Here is an 18475-nt window from a genome sequence, read left to right on the forward strand (position 1 = left end):
TTATCAACCCTCAGCTGACGATTGTGCAGATGCTTTTTCAGCGTTGACGTCTACTGGCGTCACCGGTATCCCAGGGCCAATTTTCTGCAGGCCGTCGACAATTAGTTTATCTCCTGCATTCAGGCCAGACTTGATTAACCAGTTACCGCCCACGGCTTGCTCAGTTTTCACCGTACGCTTCTCGACGATATTGTTCTCACCAATCACCAGCGCAGTTGCAGAGCCGTTAGGCTGACGGGAAATGCCTTTCTGAGGAACGACAATGGCTTTTTCACGCTCGCCCTGAGGCAGACGCGCACGAACAAACATGCCCGGCAGCAACGCACCATCAGGATTTGGAATCAAAGCGCGAAGAGCGACAGTACCTGTCTGTTCATCCACTGCGTATTCAGAAAACTGCAGCGTACCTTTGTGTGGGTACACGGTACCGTCAGGGAGAGCCAACTCGACGGTTGCCTGATCTTTACCGGTCGTGATCAGTTCACCATTAGCCATTGCCGCGCGCAGGCTGCGTAGCTCTTCATAAGACTGAGTTAAGTCCACATAAATTGGGTCAAGCTGGCGGATCGTCACCAGCGCTGCTGCCTGATTCGCGGTGACCAGAGCACCTGCGGTCAGTGACGAACGACCAATACGACCGTTAATCGGCGCCTTGATCGTAGTGTATTCAACATTGATTCGAGCCGTATCCAGACGTGCCTGAGCTGCCGCCACCTGAGCTTCACTGACAGCAAGATTAGCGTTGGCATCTTCAAGCTCCTGTTGGCTGACAGCTTCAGACTTACTCAACTTGTCGTAGCGACCATCGGTCAACTTCGCCAGTTCCCGGTTCGCTTGCGCATTCGCCAGGTCGGCTTCAGCACTGGCCAGTGCTGCCTGGTAAAGCTTGTCGTCCAATTGATATAGAGGCTGACCCGCCTTTACCCGATCCCCTTCCTTGAACAGGCGCTCTTCGATAATGCCTGTTACCTGCGGACGAACTTCAGCGACCTGATAAGGCGTTGTCCGGCCCGGCAACTCGTTCACCAGGGTAAACGGCTGTGCAGTCACTTCCACATATCCGGCCTGAGGCGGTGGCATCTGCCCAGCACCGGCGGCCTGTTGGCCCGACTGCTCACCGCAGGCAGCCAGAAGAAATGAAACCGTCAGCGCAGCTGCTGGTAAACGGAATGATGTACGCATGAGTAACCTCAGTCTGGTGGTACTTTAAAGGGCACAATATACATACATGCACGAATGTATGTATAGTGTGAAACAGTGAGTTGTCATTCGTAGTACAGTGAGCCCGCCATGCCCCGCCGCACCAAAGAAGAAGCCCTACAGACCCGTGAGACACTAATCGAAGCGGCGGAGGTAGTCTTCCACCGGAAGGGCGTCTCAGCATCCTCATTAAACGACATCGCGAAAGAAGCGGGTGTGACACGCGGTGCCGTCTACTGGCATTTCAAAAACAAACACGACATTTTCCAGGCCATCGTCGATCGTCTATTGGCTCCACTCGATGCCTTACACGACCAGATAGAAGACCCTTCGGAGCCTGATCCACTCAGCCGTTTCCGCGAGTTACTTGAATACCTAACTCTCGAAATCGCCCGTGATCCACGGCGCCGCCGCGGGTTTGAAATAGCATTTCTGAAATGCGAGCAGACCGAGGCCAATGCGATGCTGAACGAGCGTCATCGCCAGAACTATCTGGATGGGTCAGAACGGATAAGAAAAGCTTTGGAAGCAGCCGTAAACAAAGGGCAGCTTCCGGCGGATCTGGACATCGAGCGCGGCGTTGCACACCTTCATATTCAGCTCACCGGAATTATCTACCTCTGGCTGGTACTGCCAGACGTAATCGATTTTAAGAAAGAAGCCCTCCACATGATCGATAGCTTCTTTTTGACGATTAAGCAGAATTTTGGCTCTCACTCCGAAGGCGAAAATGAAAGCCAATAAGGGATTCAGCCTTTAGCGGCTGAAGCACTCTTCAGATACACCCAGGCAAAAAAGACCATAAACACGGCATCGTTCAAGCCATAGATACTGTAGAAAATCCCTGCAAAGAGATCCTGCTCGTACACCGCCTGCAAATTATCTCTACTGAACCATGTCAGCCAGCAAACAACGTAGACCAGTTTTTCAACAGCAAAGGCTCCTGCGATCCAACGCAAATTGCCCGGCGTAAAAGCGGCCCCCAAATACGCCAGCCCCCAGACCATGATCATGATCAGACCGAAAGACGACATAACCACAGGGTCGGCTTCCATTAAGGCTGTATTCGTCAGGCCCTTTGAAAAAATAAGAACACCACTGATGTTAGCAATGGCAGCGGCGATAAAGCCTTGCTTGACCAACGAAGAATTCAACATTTAATTATTCCTGACGCTCTTTCAATGTTTCTTGCGCGCGTTGCATCAATTTTATGCCCCATTCCTGACCAACCATCATGGATTCCTGCATGATCAGCGGCTGCACTTTGATCATTTTCTGACCTACATCTGACTGCAGGAACTTCAGCTGTGCATCGACATCTGCCTGAGTGAGGTGCTTCTGATAGATCGGGATCACCATATCTTCCAGCTCGTCGCCATCGACCTGGCTTGCAAATTCCTCCCAGAAAGCTTCTGGTGCATCCGGCACCATACGCTTCATGGAAGGTATCATCTGCTCCATCATCTGCGTGGCCATATTACCCGCACCGGTTACCTGAAGAAGCTCTTTAACACTCTCACTGCTCGGGGCCTCTGCCCACGAAGTCGCAGAAATAATGAACATCAGGCCCGTGAAAAAAGTTAACTTAATTGGTTTCATGCGATAGTCCTTCAACAAATGAAGGCCTATGCTAATCCCATTGCGGAGCAAAGTCAGGGTCAATTTTACGGTCACCGCGATCAAGCTTGCCGATTGCAATCATGTCTTCAGCATCAAGCTGTAAACCGCGACTGTTGAAGTTGTCTTTCAGGTGATCTTTATTGGTCGATGCAGGAATCGTTATCAAGCCGTTCTGTAACTGCCATGAAATAGCAACGTTTGCAGGGCTGACACCATGCTTGTCAGCAATACGTACGATCTCAGGATCAGAGAGAACCTCACCCACGTAGAATGGGTTATAGCCCGTGACTTTAATATCATTAGAAGCACAGAATGCGCGCAAATCATGGTTCTGAAGATACGGTTGTACTTCCACCTGATTCACATACAACTCGCCTGCTGGGAGAATACGCAGTGCATCTTTTAGCTGAGCGATAGTAAAGTTTGATACACCGATGTGCTTTGTCAGCCCCTGTTGCTTCGCCTTTAGAAGCTCGCCCAGATACTCATCCATCGGTGCATTATCTTCTGGCGATGGCCAGTGAATCAATAAAAGATCCACGTAATCCACAGACAGCTTTTCAAGGCTTTCCTTCACGCTGGGGATAAACCCGGTGCGGTTCAGATGACTATTCCAGACCTTAGTCGTCAGAAAGAACTCGTCACGCTCTAATTCGAAATCAGCGAGTGCGGAACCCACCTCAGATTCGTTATCGTAAATCTGAGCAGTATCGATGTGGCGGAACCCCACATCGAGTGCGTCAGTAACTGCCTGATACGCGGTTTCGCCCTTCAGACGAAAAGTGCCCATACCCAGTGCTGGAATGTCTTTCATAAGAGAATATCCTCGAAAATTAAAAGAGTCTGTACAGATGACTTAAACGCTTAATCAGAAGCGTGAAGCGGCAGAAGAAACAGCGTCGGACATTGAACTCCAGGCACTCTCTGCTCCGTCTTTTATATCCTCCCAGGCATCTTCACTGGCAGACTTAAGCTCGTCGAGTTTTTCCTTCATATCATCACGACGACTTTCGAGCTTATCGATTTCTTTCTCATGATCTGCTTCAGCATCTGCACTGGCTTTTTTAGCCTGCGCCTTGAGCTTGTCGATGTCGGCATTCCACTCGTCGATTTGAGCTTCCAATTTTTTCTCATACGCTTGTTTATCGCTCATAGTGGCTATCTCCTGAGTTTCTCTACTTAAAAAATTGTTACCTGTTTTGTGACGTGTATGAGCCAAACAAGTTCGCTTTTTTATAAAAATCAGGCATAAAAAAACCGGCCCTCGTGAGGCCGGTTTTAATTGCTCCCCGGTAAGGTCGCAATGTTCTTAAATACATAGTGAACAGCGTGAGCTTCGACTGTTTGAGTAAATTTAAAGCTGAGAGCAGTTCAGTCTAGACGCTGGTTTCGATGGTCTGCAATCTGTTCGATGATTGAACGAGGCGTGAGCTTCGACGTGTAGTTCACCTACACGAGAAGCTCACACTGGAAATGAACAACGTCGAAGACATGAATCAATTGCAAGCTGAGGGCAGTTCAGTCACGGCGCTGGTTTCGACGTGTAGTTCACCTACACGAGAAACCAGCAACAAAGAATGAACAACCTCAGGCAGCAATTTTTACATCATGCCGCCCATACCGCCCATTCCACCCATACCACCCATGTCAGGGGCAGCAGCCGCATCCTGAGGAATCTCAGCAACCATGGCTTCGGTGGTGATCATCAGACCAGCAACAGAGGCTGCAGCCTGCAGAGATGAACGGGTCACTTTCGCTGGGTCAAGAATACCCATCTCGATCATGTCGCCGTATTCACCGGTGGATGCATTAAAGCCGAATGAACCTTCACCGGCTTTTACTTTATCAACAACGACTGAGCCTTCAGCGCCAGCGTTACCAGCGATCTGACGGATCGGAGCTTCCATCGCGCGCAGGGCCAGAGCGATACCTACGTTCTGGTCTTCATTGTCACCTTCTACAGTGATTCCGGTCAGAGCGCGAACCAGAGCAACACCACCACCAGCAACGACGCCTTCTTCTACTGCTGCGCGGGTCGCGTGCAGAGCATCGTCTACGCGGTCTTTCTTCTCTTTCATTTCAACTTCAGAGCCTGCACCGACTTTAATGACAGCTACACCGCCAGCCAGTTTCGCAACACGCTCCTGCAGTTTTTCTTTGTCGTAATCAGAGGTAGAGGCTTCCATCTCAGCGCGGATCTGCTCAACACGTGCAGTCACATCCTGCTGAGAACCTGAACCATCAACCACCACTGTGTTTTCTTTGCTGATGACAACGCGTTTGGCAGTACCCAGCATATCGAGCGTGGTTGTCTCGAGTGACATACCCACTTCTTCAGAGATCACCTGACCACCAGTCAGCACTGCGATGTCCTGAAGCATGGCTTTACGGCGATCACCGAAGCCTGGTGCTTTCACTGCAGCCACTTTGAAGGTGCCGCGCAGGTTGTTCACAACCAGAGTCGCCAGCGCCTGACCTTCAACGTCTTCTGCAATGATCAGCAGCGGACGGCCAGATTTAGCCACATTTTCGAGAACCGGAATCAGCTCCTGCAGATTGTCGATCTTTTTGTCGACCAGCAGCAGCAGAGGGTTTTCAAGTTCAGCAACCATTTTTTCCTGGTTGTTGATGAAATACGGAGACAGGTAGCCGCGGTCAAACTGCATGCCTTCTACAACGTCCAGCTCATCAGTCAGGCCTTTGCCTTCTTCAACAGTGATGACACCTTCTTTACCGACTTTTTCCATCGCTTCGGCGATGATGCGACCTACGGTCTCGTCAGAGTTTGCTGAGATAGTACCTACCTGAGCGATGGCTTTGCTGTCTTCACATGGTTTTGCCTGAGCTTTCAGCGCTTCAACAACCGCAGCAGTCGCCTTGTCGATACCGCGCTTCAGGTCCATTGGGTTCATGCCAGCAGCAACCGCTTTCAGACCTTCGTTAACAATCGCCTGCGCCAGTACGGTCGCGGTGGTTGTACCGTCACCCGCCTGATCGTTCGCTTGCGAAGCAACCTCTTTTACCATCTGGGCACCCATGTTTTCGAACTTGTCTTCCAGTTCGATCTCACGTGCTACAGATACGCCGTCTTTGGTAATGGTCGGGCCACCGAAGGCCTTATCCAGAACCACATTACGGCCTTTAGGACCCAATGTTACTTTTACTGCGTCGGCCAGAATATTTACGCCGTCGAGCATTTTTGAACGGGCGTCATTACCAAACTTAACTTCTTTTGCTGCCATGGTAGTTTCCTTAAAATTCGTTGAGTTGAAGTATCAGAAGACGGATAACAATTAGTCTTCGATTACACCGTAGATTTCGCTTTCGTTGAGAATCAGCAGTTCTTCGCCGTCTACAGTGATTGTGTTGGAACCTGAATACTTACCAAACACAACGATATCCCCTACGTTTACAGCCAGAGCCTGCACATCACCGTTATCCAGAACTCGGCCATTACCGACGGCTACCACTTCACCCTGATTCGGCTTCTCAGCCGCAGCGCCCGGCAGCAGGATGCCACCAGCAGTGGTTTGCTCTTCTTCCTTGCGACGAACTACGACGCGATCGTGTAAAGGACGGATTTTCATTTGAAGTTCTCTCCAATGTATATGCAAATAAGTTGCGTGTTATGAAACCCCGCTGTCAGCGTGCTCGCTGATCAGGCGGCCCCAAAATCTGTGTGGTTTTCTTTATTGGGGTGGTGATCTGGTTTTCAACACCCCGAAATGAAATTTTTTACTCTTGTCGCTTTTCGATCTTCACGCTTCAGTCTTCGCGTTTATAGTCGCCCTCAATCACATCGCCACCAACCCGGCCATCGCGCTGAGGCCGTTGTGATTGCTGACGCTGATTGAACGGCTCCTGAGTGCCGGGCTGCTCGAATGGATTCATTACCTGAGGCTTGAATCGCTTCATGATCGACTGCGCCATCACTCCACGCACACCGGGAAGCAGAAGACTGAAGCCAAAGGCATCAGTAATGAATCCGGGAGTCAATAAAAGTGCACCGGCGAGAGCTAATAAGAAACCTTCAGCCAATTCCTGCGCCGGCAGGCTACCCTGCTGCATACGTTCACTGGCACGCATCAATGTGGCGAGACCCTGAGCACGCAATAGAGTGACACCGACCAGAGCGGTGAGAAGAATCAGAGCGAAAGTCCACAGTATGCCGATGGCACTGCCAACTTTGATCAGGACGGCCAACTCGGCCATAGGAACAAGAATAAATATAAAGAGTAAAGGCACGTATAACTCCCGTAAGCTTTGCTATCTGAAATGGGGGCCAATCTTCTGAATACAACCCCAGCGAGACTGAAGCACAAGTCCGGGGATGACCCATAAGTGTCACGATTGCCCGTAATTTGTCTTCTTTTGCCCTACTATTTGATACCTACACAACGGATAGTGCCCGCGTCAGATAATAATTGGAGTAAAAAAATGGCAACTGAACATTTCGACGTATTGATTGCAGGCGCGGGACTCTCCGGGATCGGGGTAGCTTGTCACCTGACAAAAAAGTGCCCTGATAAGTCATTTGCCATTCTGGAAGCCCGCGACGCCATTGGCGGCACCTGGGATCTGTTCCGCTACCCTGGAATCCGCTCTGATTCCGATATGTTCACACTGGGCTACCGCTTTAAGCCCTGGACCAGCGATAAGGGCATCGCCGACGGCGGTGACATCCGCCAGTATATCCGTGACGCCGCTGCAGAAAATAAAGTCGATGAGAAAATCCGCTTTAAGCACAAAGTTAAGAATGCCGACTGGAACAGCCGTGAAAAACTCTGGACTGTGACCTCGGACGTTGACGGCGAAACCCGCACCTACACGGCCAAGTACCTGGTCGGTTGTACCGGTTATTACGATTACGATGAAGGCTTCACGCCAGAATTTGCAGGACGTGAAGACTTCAAAGGTCAGGTTATTCATCCGCAGTTCTGGCCGGAAGATCTCGACTACACAGGTAAGAAAGTCGTGGTGATCGGTTCAGGTGCAACGGCGGTTACATTAATCCCGTCTATGTCACGCGAAGTTGAAAGCATTACTATGCTACAGCGCTCGCCAACCTACATCGTACCAGTACCGAGCAAAGACAAACTCGCTATCCGCCTGCGTAAGTTCCTGCCTGAGAGTTTCGTATACAGCATCATCCGTAGCCGTAACATCATGCTGACCATGGCGTTCTACAACTACTGCAAGCGCTTCCCGCAGAAAGCCCGTGACTTCATTTTCAATTTCAACAAGAAGATTCTGCCGAAAGACTTCGACATGTCGCACTTCACTCCGAAGTACAACCCATGGGATGAGCGTTTGTGTGCCGTTCCCGGTGGCGACCTGTACAAGGCCATTCACAAGGGCAAAGCAGACGTTGTGACAGACCACATCGATAAGTTCGTCGACAACGGTATCCTGCTGAAATCAGGTAAAACGCTGGAAGCCGACATCATCATTACCGCTACCGGCCTGAAGGTTGTTGTACTTGGCAAGATCAACGTCACAATGGACGGCCAGCCGTTCGATGTCACGGACAAGATGAGCTACCGTGGTGTGATGTTCGAGGGCATCCCGAACGCCGCGATGGTATTTGGTTATACCAACTCATCATGGACGCTCAAAGCCGATCTGATTGCTGATTACTTCTGTCGTGTTGTGAACTACATGGATGATAAGGGCTATGACGAAGTTATCCCGGTCAACCACGATCCGGGTATGGCGAAGAAATCCTTTATCGACCTCACATCAGGTTATATCTCCCGGGTAAAAGATCAGCTGCCAAAGCAAGGCACCAAAGGCGCCTGGAAGCTGCATCAGAACTACTTCCGTGATTGGCTGTCTCTCCGTGCCAGCCGCATTACCGCAAAAGAGCTTCAGTACGGTAAGAAGTAAGCTCTATCGCTCTGCTTGTCCGGGCACCCGCCCGGGCAAAGCGGACAGAGCTGCCAGTGCCTGCAAGGTACACCAGCGAACCGCTATACTCTCAGGGCATTCAGCCGCCCCAGGAGCCCCCCATGAATATTCACGGACACACAATCGCAATCACTGGCGCAGGACAGGGACTCGGCCGCACTATGGCTGTAGAACTCGCCAAGAAAGGCGCCCGCCTCGCTATTATTGATCTCAACCCTGAGCCGATGCAGGAAACACAACGCCTGATCAGTGCTTTGGGAGGGGAAGCTCGAATATACGAATGCAATGTCGCCGATGAAGATTCCGTTGTCTCCACCTTCAATACGATTAACACCGACTTCGGTGGGATTCACGGCCTGATAAACAATGCGGGGATCTTACGGGACGGTCTCTTCATCAAATCAAAGAATGACGAAATTACGACCATGAGCCTGGCTAACTGGCAAATGGTCATCGACGTTAACCTCACCGGTGTTTTTCTGTGCGGGCGGGAAGCCGCCAGCCATATGGTGCGCAATAAAGAACCCGGCTGCCTGATCAATATATCCAGCATCAGTCGAGCAGGTAACGTTGGCCAGACCAACTACTCTGCCGCCAAGGCTGGTGTTGCCGCAATGGCAGTGACCTGGGCGAAAGAGCTGGCGCGTTACAACATCCGTTCAAACGCGATTGCGCCAGGCTTTATATCTACAGAAATGACATCTGGTATGCGCCCTGAAACACTGGAGATGATCTGCTCTGGCATCCCGGCATCGCGTATGGGGACGCCTGAAGAAATTGCTCATGCTGTTATTTTTCTGCTAGAGAATGAATACGTTTCCGGCCGGGTCATTGAAGTCGATGGTGCATTACGTATCTGAGTCTATGCCCGAAGAGATCCAGACGCCCTCTGATGAAGAGAGGCTATACATTGCCTTGAGCAGCGTGCCGGCTGGGCGGGTCATTGCCTATGGAGAGCTTGCCCGGTTGGCCGGGCTCCCGGGACGAGCGCGCTGGGCCGGACGCACACTGTCAAAACTTCCGGATGGAACAGCTCTGCCGTGGCACCGGGTAATCAATGCCAACCGGAAAATAAGCCTGCCAAATGGCTCACCAGGCTATGAAGAACAACGGCAGCGTCTGCTCTCAGAAGGCATCCATTTCTCTCCTGCTGGCACAATCGACAGGAAATTCCTCCTGACCTGAATGCACAAATCCGACGGATATGACGTTAAAACACCCCGTAAGATTCCGGGTGCTGAAACGACGTCTGACAGATGCCACGCCATAACCCAGCGCACATGAGAGACAGAAAAGCTATTAGACTTATACTGTCGATAGCTTTAGTGCATGATATTAAAAACGCCAGATCAACACCAAGTGCGATAGTGAGTACAAACTAACAAACAGAAGCGGACACCGCTATAACAATCCCGGCCAAGGCAATGAAGCCAGCAATGACGGGGCTTTTAGAGCCAATCAATAGTGTATTCTGCATCAGGCAACTGGCGGGTTTCACGACATGTGTCAATTAAGTACAGATTTGTGTCGGCCAATCACCTTTCCCCCTTGCTTTATTTCAGACAAATTACACACCATCAGCCGCAAGGCACCCTTGAACAACGAGGGCCTGCTACCGACATATACCGGTCAGCAAGCCGACTCATACGATAACAACAGGTGTGACTATGTCTCAGACTAACGAATATTTTGACCTTCTAATCATCGGCGCAGGCCTGTCAGGCATTGGTGCTGGTTGCCACATGAAAAAAGAATGTCCAGGTAAAAGCTTCGCCATTCTGGAAGGCCGTCAAGCAATTGGTGGCACCTGGGACCTGTTCCGCTACCCTGGTATCCGTTCAGACTCTGACATGTACACTCTGGGCTATGAATTCAAACCATGGGTAAACAAAAAAGGCATCGCTGATGGCGACGACATCCGTAACTACATCCGCGAAGCTGCCCAAGAAAATAAAGTAGAAGAGCATATCCGCTTTGGCCACAAAGTGATCGGCGCTGACTACTCGAGCAGTGAATCACTGTGGACAGTCACGGTAGAAGTTGATGGCGAGACACGTACCTATCGCTCACAGTTCCTGCTGAGCTGTACTGGTTACTACAACTACAACGAAGGTTTCACGCCAGACTTCGAAGGACGTGATGACTTTAAAGGGCAGATCCTTCACCCACAATTCTGGCCTGAAGACCTGGATTACGAAGGTAAAAACGTACTCGTAATCGGCTCTGGTGCAACGGCGGTTACTCTGGTGCCGGCGATGACCGACAAGGCTAAGAGCGTCACCATGCTGCAGCGCTCACCGTCTTACGTAATTTCTGTACCGCAGATGGACCCTATGATTAACTTCATGCGTAAAATCATGCCTGAAAAGTGGGTCTACAAAATCACACGCGGTCGCAATGTAACTATCACCCTAGCTATCTACAATTTCTGTAAGAAATTCCCGGGCCTGGCTCGCAAGCTTCTGCAGAAGCAGGTATCCAGCCAACTGCCTAAAGACTTCGATATGTCGCACTTTACGCCTAAGTACAATCCTTGGGATGAGCGCCTTTGCGCTGTGCCAAATGGCGATATGTTCAAAGCAATTAAGGCCGGTAAAGCCAACGTCGTTACCGATCACATTGATCGTTTCGTCGAGAACGGTATTCTGCTGAAGTCCGGCAAAGTACAGGAAGCGGACATCATCGTAACGGCGACAGGCCTGAAAATTCAGTTGCTCGGCAACATGAACCTGACGATGGATGGTCAGGAAATTCCAATGCCAGAGAAGATGAGCTACCGCGGCGTGATGTTCGAAGACATCCCGAACTTCGGTATGATTTTCGGTTACACCAATGCGTCATGGACACTGAAAGCGGACATGCTGTCTAAATGGTTCTGCGGTCTGATGAAGCACATGGATCACATTGGCGCACGTGAAGCTAAGCCAGTTAATCATCACGGTAAAATGGAAACTCGTCCGTTCGTGGATATGCAATCTGGCTACATCGCGCGTATGGCCCACACACTGCCTCGTCAGGGCATGGAGAAACCATGGAAGCTTTACCAGAACTACTTTGCTGATATGGCGGCCCTGAAAACAGCGAACTACGATGAAGAAACCATCGAGTATGGCAACAAAGTAGTAACGACCGAACCACGCCCTGCGTGATCATCCTCTGTTACTGATGAAAAGAGCCCACTCTGAACGAGTGGGCCATCAACCTGCATAGCGGTCAGTTAACTTTAAACTGGTCGACTTTATTGCCCAGCGATTCAGCGATTGAACGGGTCTTGGCAACGGCCTGAACCGTACCTTCTGCATTGCGTGACGTTTCTTCACCGGTACTGCGGATCTCACTCAGGTTTGTGCGCAAGCGCGTCGCCGCCTCACGTTGCTGCCCAGCGGTACCCGCAATACGGTCCGTACGCTGCTGAATATCCCCCATGCTTTGTTGAATCTCCGCCAGAGTATCACTCACCTGTACTGAATTTTTCACGGTTGCATCCACCATGTCGCGGTTGACGCGCATGGTGTCGACTGCTTTGACAATGTTTTCCTGAACATCGCTGATCAAGGTTTCAATCTCCTGAGCGGACCCCTGAGTTCGGCTCGCCAGTGTCCTTACTTCATCCGCCACCACAGCAAACCCGCGGCCCTGCTCTCCAGCGCGTGCAGCTTCAATGGCTGCGTTCAAGGCCAGAAGATTGGTTTGTTCAGCAATACCTTTAATCGTTTCAAGGATAGAGCTGATGCTGGTCGAGTTATCCGCCAGCCGGTTTACCGCAGCCATCGAATTTTCCATCTCGTCAGACAGACGACCCACCTCACCCATCACGCGTGTCACAACCTTGCCTGCTTCGTCGGATTTGCCTTGTCCTGACCGGGCTGCCTCTTCGGCTTCTTCTGCAAGACGACTGACATCAGCCGCACTCTCAGCAACCTCTTCAATGGTGGTACTCACTTCGTTGGTCTGTGCCAACTGAACGGTGACTGCCTCACGACTGCGGTCTGCAATGGATTCAACCTCAGACACATTGACCCCGACTTCAGACGCAGAGTCTTTGACCGCGGTCAAAGTCTGACGAATATTATCAATCATCTGATTAAATGCATCGCGTAACTGTCCCATCTCATCACTGCCGACTACGTCAATCCGACGAGTGAAGTCACCTCCCGCCACAACGCCTGCAGTTCTGGTAAAGCTCTTAATCGTAGCCCGGACAGACATAAAGAAAGAGAGATACAGATAAACGATAATCGAAAGGGTTACGAGGAGCACAGTAACGAGCGTGGTGACTCGTGCGCTCTGGCCCGCAAGTCGCTCTTCAAGTCGGGTCTTAAGCAGAGGGAACGCGTTGCCACGCATATTACTGAAGACGGACGATGCATCAAGATAGTAACTGTGAAAATCCTGCCATGGCCGCTCAACGGAAGCGGCCATAATCACCTCTTCATCCAATGTCATTCTCAGGTCATTCAGAAACGCCAGGACATTGCGTGCATTGTCGGCAAGTGCGGCATCGCCGGTCACTTCAGCGTTAGCCATAACCAATTCCGTACCCTGTTCAGCGGCAAGAATTTCATCATAAATAAGATTCATCAGATCGTAAGTCGATGACTGCAAGTACTGCTCTGCAAAGGCATAAATACCCGCAGAATGGCCAAGTCCAGCGGCTCTTTCAACCTGAGGAAGATCAATCAGCAAGGTAGAAGTCAGACGCTGAATCGTGTCGTCAGAATCCAGCGTAAGTCCGGAGGTCTGCGCATACTGACGGGCAGTCAGATAGATTTCTTCGATGTTCGTCTGAAAGTAATTAAATTGATCAAGAAAAGCCGGTTGGCGTTGCTCACCAACGATGCTGAAACGTCCGAGGTATTGAGAGCGCCACTCTTCAATAGAGGTGATCAGATTATCGTCTTCAAGCTGATCAAGAAGGGTATTGGTTTTTTGCGGCAGCAAGCCAATCAGACGAGTCGCTTCATCCCGAAGGGCTTGATCACTCTGAATCACCGCTGCTGCAGAAATATCGCGGACGATCTCAAGCTCTTCGGCAAAAGCGAGCAACAATTCTACAGAGTGTACGGCGTTAATCTCGCGCTCAGTTTTCTTCATGGAATCGAAAGCGGCCAGAAAGACCTGACCGCTGAGAATAACGAGAGGCACCAGAAACAGGAAACTGATGAGGCTGAACTTTGAGGCATAACTTAGACGCCCCATGAACTTGATACCCGGAAGCATCAGTGACCTGAACATATGTACAATCTCCGCTAGAACATCACATCAATAGCTGCCTCATATCCTCCAGATAACTCACGAGTTTCTGACTGAAGCGCGCTGCTTCAGCCCCGTCGATGACCCGATGATCGTAGGAAAGCGACAAAGGCAACATCAAGCGAGGTACAAACTCAGATCCATTCCAGACGGGTTTCATCTCAGACCGTGACAGGCCCAGAATGGCAACCTCTGGCGGATTAACAATCGGTGTAAATGCAGTACCACCAATTCCGCCCAGACTGGATAGACTGAAGCAACCTCCCTGCATGTCCTTTAAGGATAGTTTACCTTCACGGGCCAGGCTGGCCTTATCGCCCAGTTCTTGTGTAATTTCTGTAACCGACTTCTGATCGACGTCACGAATTACAGGAACCAGCAATCCTTTCGGTGTATCCACCGCGACGCCAATATGAACGTACCCCTTCATAATCAGAGATTCACCGTCCGGCGCGAGCGACGCGTTAAAGGTAGGAAATTCCTTCAACAGTTTCGCGATGGCTTTAAGTACGAAAGGAACAATTGAGTAGCGCACGTCTCCGTTGGCGTTCTGTTCCTTACGGAAAGCCTCCAGACCCGTGATATCCGCGTGGTCAAACTGAGTCACCTGAGGCACGTTTAACCAAGCCGTCGTCATCGAGCGTGCAGTCGCTCGCTTAATATTGTTAAGAGCCTCTGTAGTTACCGGGCCAAACTGCGAGAAGTCCACCTCTGGGACTGCTGGGATGCCTGTTCCGCCTGCGCTTGCAGGACCGTTCACACGCTCTTTAACGAAAGCCTGAACGTCCTCTTTAAGAACACGCCCTTTAGGGCCAGAGCCCGCAACTAACGCCAGATCGACACCAAATTCCCGTGCGACCTTACGGACCGCAGGGCCCGCATGAACCTGCTTCGACGGCGATGCCGCCGCAGCATTACTCTTGGCTGGCGCAGACTGAGAAGGCAGTGAAGCCGGTGCGGACTCCGGTTTCTTATCGCTGCTTTCGGCAGCCCTGTCAGTCGCCGCCTTACTCTTTTCTTGAGTGGCGACAGAGGCAGCGGTTTTTATCACCACCATAGGGTCGCCTTCGCTGACCTTATCACCCATCTTAATCAGGATTTCTTCAACCGTGCCGGCAACGCCAGCAGGAATCTCCATGCTGGCTTTATCGGTTTCGAGAGTGATCACTGACTGCTCTTCGTCAATCTTTTCACCGACGCGAACAGACACTTCGATCACTTCAACATCTTTAGAACCACCTAAATCAGGAATCGGTACGGTTTTGCTTTCACCACCGCCAGCAACTTCTTTACTCTCGGCAGGTTCCTCAGAAGTCTCGGGTTCAGGCGCAGTATCAGAGTTACTTTCGCTGTCGTCGCTGTCTGAACTTTGAGCGTTGCCGTCTCCTGAAGATGCACTGTCCAGTTCCAGAAAATCGTCTCCCTGGCTGACTTTGTCGCCGACCTTCACCAGCACACCAGTTACTGTACCCTCTTCTTCGGCCGGAATTTCCATCGTAGCTTTGTCTGTTTCGAGGACAATCAGAGCCTGCTCTTTCTCGACGCTGTCCCCCTCACTGACCAGTACCTCGATAACTTCGACGTTGCTGGAGCCACCCAGGTCAGGAATTTTCAATGTTGTCATCGGTTCCTTCCTCAGCTGTACAGCGGATCTGGTTTAGACGCATCAATAGAAAGCTCTTCTCTCCAGCTTTCTAACTCATCGGCAGACAGAGAGCCCTCTTTCATCAGCTCATAACCTGCGGCCCAGGCGATATGCTGCCAGTCGACTTCGAAGAAGCGACGCAGGGCATCACGCGTATCACTGCGGCCGAAGCCGTCTGTACCTAACACCTGATAGCTACGCCCCTCCGGAATGTAAGGACGAATCTGATCGGAATACGCCTTCATATGGTCGGTCGCAGAAATCAGCGGGCCTGCACTCTGTTTTAGCTGCGAGGTCACATACGGCTCAGGCGTTCTCTGCCCTGCTGACAGAAGCGCTTCACGCTCACAGGCCATACCATTACGGCGCAGCTCGTTGAACGAAGTCACAGACCAGACGCTGGCAGCGATACCTTTTTCGTTCAGCCATTCGGCCGCTTTTTCAACCTGTCTGAGAATAGAGCCCGATCCCATCAACTGTACGGGTTTGTCGGTACCTGCCGACTCACGCAGCCTGTAGATACCGCGGCGTATGCCTTCTTCAACACCTTCTGGCATCGCTGGATGTGGGTAGTTTTCATTCAGAGAGGTGATGTAGTAGAAGACTTTTTCTTTCTTCTCGTACATGCGCTTCAGACCATCCTGAACGATCACGGCCATTTCATAAGCGTAAGTCGGATCGTAAGAAATACAGTTCGGAATGGTCGACGCCAATAAGTGACTGTGACCGTCCTGATGCTGTAGGCCTTCACCGTTAAGCGTGGTGCGCCCGCTGGTTGCACCAATCAGGAATCCCTGACACTGCATATCGCCTGCCGCCCAGGCAAAATCGCCGATACGCTGGAAACCGAACATCGAGTAATAGATGTAGAAAGGAATCATGGCCAGGCCGTTAGTGCTGTAAGAGCTGCCCGCTGCCATCCAGGCAGAGAATGCACCGGCTTCGTTGATGCCCTCTTCAAGGATGCGGCCTTTCTTATCCTCGCGGTAGTACATGACCTGCCCCTGGTCGACCGGCTCATAAAGCTGGCCTTCAGATGAGTAAATCCCCATCTGACGGAACATGCCTTCCATACCAAACGTGCGCGCCTCATCGGGAACGATAGGCACAACGCGCTCGCCCATGTTCTTGTCTTTTACTACCTGTGACAGAATCCGGACAAACGCCATGGTCGTTGAGATCTCACGTTCTCCAGTACCATCAAGCTGGGCCTGGAAGAACGACAGATCCGGCGCAGTAAGGCCCTGCCAGTTCTCGGTACGTACCGGCAGGCTGCCGCCCAGTTTCTCACGTTGCTTACGCATGTAAGTCATTTCAGGGCTGTCAGCAGGCGGACGGTAGAACGGCAGGTGCTCTAGGTCTTCGTCACGTATAGGAATACCGAAACGATCCCGGAAGGCTTTCAGGCTATCGATATCCAGTTTCTTAACCTGGTGCGCCTGATTCTGACCTTCGGCTTCGCCACCCATGCCATACCCTTTTACGGTATGAGCCAGAATTACCGTGGGCTGCCCTTTGTGATTCACGGCTTCGTGATACGCCGCGAATACCTTGTACGGGTCATGTCCGCCACGGTTAAGTTTAAAGATGTCCTCATCGCTGAGGTCTTTAATCAGATCTTTCAGCTCAGGATACTTTTCGAAGAAATGCTCACGCGTATACTTACCGCCTTTGGCCTTGTAGTTCTGATATTCACCATCAACGGTTTCGTCCATGCGTTTCTGAAGGAGGCCTTTACGGTCTTTCGCTAACAAAGGATCCCAGTGGCGACCCCAGACGACTTTAATAACGTTCCAGCCAGCTCCACGGAACTGACTCTCCAGCTCCTGAATAATCTTACCGTTACCCCTGACCGGGCCGTCGAGGCGCTGCAGATTGCAGTTAATAACGAAGATCAGGTTTTCGAGCTTTTCGCGCCCAGCAAGACCGATGGCGCCCAGAGTCTCTGGCTCATCACATTCGCCGTCACCGAGGAAGGCCCAGACTTTACGGCCTTTACGCGGCACGAGCCCACGCGCAGACAGGTAACGCATAAAATGCGCCTGATAGATCGCCTGTAACGGGCCAAGGCCCATGGAGACCGTTGGGAACTGCCAGTAGTCCGGCATAAGCTTAGGGTGCGGATACGATGACAGTCCTGGTGCCAGTGCTTCCTGTCGGAATCGTTCAAGATCGTGTTCGTCGAAGCGACCTTCAAGGTAGCTTCGCGCATAAATGCCCGGGGATACGTGACCCTGGTAGTAAATCAGGTCACCTAAGGGTGACTGCTCACTGTCAGCGTTCGGAGCACGGAAGAAGTGATTGAACCCCACATCATATAGCGTCGCACTGGAAGCAAAACTGGAAATATGACCACCAAGATCACCCGCGCCCTCTTTATTTGCTCGCAGTACCATCGCCAACGCATTCCAACGCACCAGAGAGCGGATACGTCGTTCCATGAAAAGGTCACCGGGCATCGGCGCTTCTTTTTCAGGTGGAATAGTGTTGCGGTACGGGGTATTCAACGCATACGGGAGTGGCATCCCGTCCCTGGTGGCCCTTTCGGCAATACGTTCAATTAAGAAGTGGGCTCTGTCTAACCCTTCAGCTCGAATAACGGAGTGGATTGCATCCACCCATTCTTTGGTTTCCTGAGGATCTGCATCGTTCGTGTAGACCTGATCATCCATTTGCTAGGCTCCTGACCTTGGGCATGTGCTGCTTTCAGTATAGATAAAGTCTCGGAAAACACTCACTCGGGGCCGTAAAGAAATTCGAGGCTGGTCGCAAAACTCTCAACCAGCCCCCTATCATTTCCACGAATGTTGACGCCCCCGTCACAAAGGTGACTATTTTGTCATTTAAGAC

General features: G+C 51.2%; 16 protein-coding genes. 5 read left to right on the forward strand and 11 right to left on the reverse strand.

The window, feature by feature from the left end:
* Window positions 1-3: 3 nt before the first annotated feature.
* Window positions 4-1182, reverse strand: coding sequence for an efflux RND transporter periplasmic adaptor subunit (locus tag BW941_RS08245; protein ID WP_076515109.1), 1179 nt, complete (start codon window positions 1180-1182; stop codon window positions 4-6).
* Between the two features lie 108 nt (window positions 1183-1290).
* On the opposite strand from BW941_RS08245, the gene BW941_RS08250 reads away from it, so the two are divergent.
* Window positions 1291-1944 (forward strand): TetR family transcriptional regulator, encoded by a 654-nt coding sequence (locus tag BW941_RS08250; protein WP_076515110.1) that lies wholly within the window; start codon window positions 1291-1293, stop codon window positions 1942-1944.
* A 5-nt stretch (window positions 1945-1949) separates the two neighbouring features.
* On the opposite strand, the gene BW941_RS08255 is transcribed toward BW941_RS08250, so the two are convergent.
* From BW941_RS08255 to BW941_RS08285, 7 genes are all read right to left on the reverse strand, one after another.
* The gene (locus tag BW941_RS08255) at window positions 1950-2357 is read right to left on the reverse strand and encodes a hypothetical protein (RefSeq protein ID WP_175607881.1); all 408 of its coding nucleotides are present in this window, start codon (window positions 2355-2357) and stop codon (window positions 1950-1952) included.
* A 4-nt stretch (window positions 2358-2361) separates the two neighbouring features.
* A complete protein-coding gene (locus tag BW941_RS08260) occupies window positions 2362-2799 on the reverse strand; it encodes a DUF2059 domain-containing protein (protein ID WP_076515111.1) in 438 nt (145 codons plus the stop codon).
* A gap of 31 nt (window positions 2800-2830) precedes the next feature.
* The gene (gene dkgB / locus BW941_RS08265; protein ID WP_076515112.1) at window positions 2831-3634 is read right to left on the reverse strand and encodes a 2,5-didehydrogluconate reductase DkgB; all 804 of its coding nucleotides are present in this window, start codon (window positions 3632-3634) and stop codon (window positions 2831-2833) included.
* 54 nt (window positions 3635-3688) lie between these two features.
* Complete coding sequence (locus BW941_RS08270; RefSeq protein WP_076515113.1) at window positions 3689-3973, reverse strand: sll1863 family stress response protein; 285 nt, start codon at window positions 3971-3973, stop codon at window positions 3689-3691.
* A 448-nt stretch (window positions 3974-4421) separates the two neighbouring features.
* Window positions 4422-6062 carry a chaperonin GroEL gene (gene groL, locus BW941_RS08275; protein WP_076515114.1) on the reverse strand — a complete coding sequence of 547 codons (1641 nt, stop codon included), beginning with the start codon at window positions 6060-6062 and terminating at the stop codon, window positions 4422-4424.
* 51 nt (window positions 6063-6113) lie between these two features.
* A complete protein-coding gene (locus BW941_RS08280) occupies window positions 6114-6407 on the reverse strand; it encodes a co-chaperone GroES (RefSeq protein ID WP_068438427.1) in 294 nt (97 codons plus the stop codon).
* A 178-nt stretch (window positions 6408-6585) separates the two neighbouring features.
* Window positions 6586-7065: an FxsA family protein gene (locus BW941_RS08285; protein ID WP_076515115.1), complete on the reverse strand. Its 480-nt coding sequence runs from the start codon at window positions 7063-7065 to the stop codon at window positions 6586-6588.
* Window positions 7066-7257: 192 nt separating this feature from the next.
* Between BW941_RS08285 and BW941_RS08290 the strand changes: the two genes are divergently transcribed.
* The 4 genes from BW941_RS08290 (at window position 7258) to BW941_RS08305 (ending at window position 11876) form a co-directional block, all read left to right on the forward strand.
* The gene (locus BW941_RS08290; RefSeq protein ID WP_076515116.1) at window positions 7258-8706 is read left to right on the forward strand and encodes a flavin-containing monooxygenase; all 1449 of its coding nucleotides are present in this window, start codon (window positions 7258-7260) and stop codon (window positions 8704-8706) included.
* A gap of 122 nt (window positions 8707-8828) precedes the next feature.
* Complete coding sequence (locus BW941_RS08295; protein WP_076515117.1) at window positions 8829-9587, forward strand: SDR family oxidoreductase; 759 nt, start codon at window positions 8829-8831, stop codon at window positions 9585-9587.
* Window positions 9535-9912 (forward strand): MGMT family protein, encoded by a 378-nt coding sequence (locus BW941_RS08300; RefSeq protein ID WP_245820073.1) that lies wholly within the window; start codon window positions 9535-9537, stop codon window positions 9910-9912. The genes BW941_RS08295 and BW941_RS08300 overlap by 53 nt, the downstream gene beginning before the upstream one ends.
* Window positions 9913-10394: 482 nt before the next feature.
* The gene (locus tag BW941_RS08305; protein WP_076515119.1) at window positions 10395-11876 is read left to right on the forward strand and encodes a flavin-containing monooxygenase; all 1482 of its coding nucleotides are present in this window, start codon (window positions 10395-10397) and stop codon (window positions 11874-11876) included.
* A 64-nt stretch (window positions 11877-11940) separates the two neighbouring features.
* Here the strand turns inward: BW941_RS08305 and BW941_RS08310 are convergent, their stop codons facing one another.
* The 3 genes from BW941_RS08310 to aceE are packed head-to-tail and all read right to left on the reverse strand — an operon-like array spanning window position 11941 to window position 18297.
* Complete coding sequence (locus BW941_RS08310; protein ID WP_076515120.1) at window positions 11941-13962, reverse strand: methyl-accepting chemotaxis protein; 2022 nt, start codon at window positions 13960-13962, stop codon at window positions 11941-11943.
* 22 nt (window positions 13963-13984) lie between these two features.
* Window positions 13985-15604 (reverse strand): dihydrolipoyllysine-residue acetyltransferase, encoded by a 1620-nt coding sequence (gene aceF, locus BW941_RS08315; protein WP_076515121.1) that lies wholly within the window; start codon window positions 15602-15604, stop codon window positions 13985-13987.
* Window positions 15605-15615: 11 nt separating this feature from the next.
* Window positions 15616-18297 (reverse strand): pyruvate dehydrogenase (acetyl-transferring), homodimeric type, encoded by a 2682-nt coding sequence (gene aceE, locus BW941_RS08320; protein ID WP_076515122.1) that lies wholly within the window; start codon window positions 18295-18297, stop codon window positions 15616-15618.
* Window positions 18298-18475 lie beyond the last annotated feature (178 nt).

This window comes from Thalassolituus maritimus, assembly GCF_900156675.1.
Lineage (GTDB): Bacteria > Pseudomonadota > Gammaproteobacteria > Pseudomonadales > Oceanobacteraceae > Thalassolituus > Thalassolituus maritimus.

Excerpts from the sequence above, each read along its gene's own strand:
- BW941_RS08300 (WP_245820073.1), top strand. The coding sequence starts at position 9,535 with ATGAATACGTTTCCGGCCGGGTCATTGAAGTCGATGGTGCATTACGTA.
- groL (WP_076515114.1), bottom strand. The coding sequence starts at position 6,062 with ATGGCAGCAAAAGAAGTTAAGTTTGGTAATGACGCCCGTTCAAAAATG.
- BW941_RS08255 (WP_175607881.1), bottom strand. The coding sequence starts at position 2,357 with ATGTTGAATTCTTCGTTGGTCAAGCAAGGCTTTATCGCCGCTGCCATT.
- aceE (WP_076515122.1), bottom strand. The coding sequence starts at position 18,297 with ATGGATGATCAGGTCTACACGAACGATGCAGATCCTCAGGAAACCAAA.
- BW941_RS08250 (WP_076515110.1), top strand. The coding sequence starts at position 1,291 with ATGCCCCGCCGCACCAAAGAAGAAGCCCTACAGACCCGTGAGACACTA.
- BW941_RS08295 (WP_076515117.1), top strand. The coding sequence starts at position 8,829 with ATGAATATTCACGGACACACAATCGCAATCACTGGCGCAGGACAGGGA.
- BW941_RS08245 (WP_076515109.1), bottom strand. The coding sequence starts at position 1,182 with ATGCGTACATCATTCCGTTTACCAGCAGCTGCGCTGACGGTTTCATTT.
- BW941_RS08280 (WP_068438427.1), bottom strand. The coding sequence starts at position 6,407 with ATGAAAATCCGTCCTTTACACGATCGCGTCGTAGTTCGTCGCAAGGAA.
- dkgB (WP_076515112.1), bottom strand. The coding sequence starts at position 3,634 with ATGAAAGACATTCCAGCACTGGGTATGGGCACTTTTCGTCTGAAGGGC.
- BW941_RS08260 (WP_076515111.1), bottom strand. The coding sequence starts at position 2,799 with ATGAAACCAATTAAGTTAACTTTTTTCACGGGCCTGATGTTCATTATT.
- BW941_RS08310 (WP_076515120.1), bottom strand. The coding sequence starts at position 13,962 with ATGTTCAGGTCACTGATGCTTCCGGGTATCAAGTTCATGGGGCGTCTA.
- BW941_RS08290 (WP_076515116.1), top strand. The coding sequence starts at position 7,258 with ATGGCAACTGAACATTTCGACGTATTGATTGCAGGCGCGGGACTCTCC.
- BW941_RS08305 (WP_076515119.1), top strand. The coding sequence starts at position 10,395 with ATGTCTCAGACTAACGAATATTTTGACCTTCTAATCATCGGCGCAGGC.
- BW941_RS08270 (WP_076515113.1), bottom strand. The coding sequence starts at position 3,973 with ATGAGCGATAAACAAGCGTATGAGAAAAAATTGGAAGCTCAAATCGAC.
- aceF (WP_076515121.1), bottom strand. The coding sequence starts at position 15,604 with ATGACAACATTGAAAATTCCTGACCTGGGTGGCTCCAGCAACGTCGAA.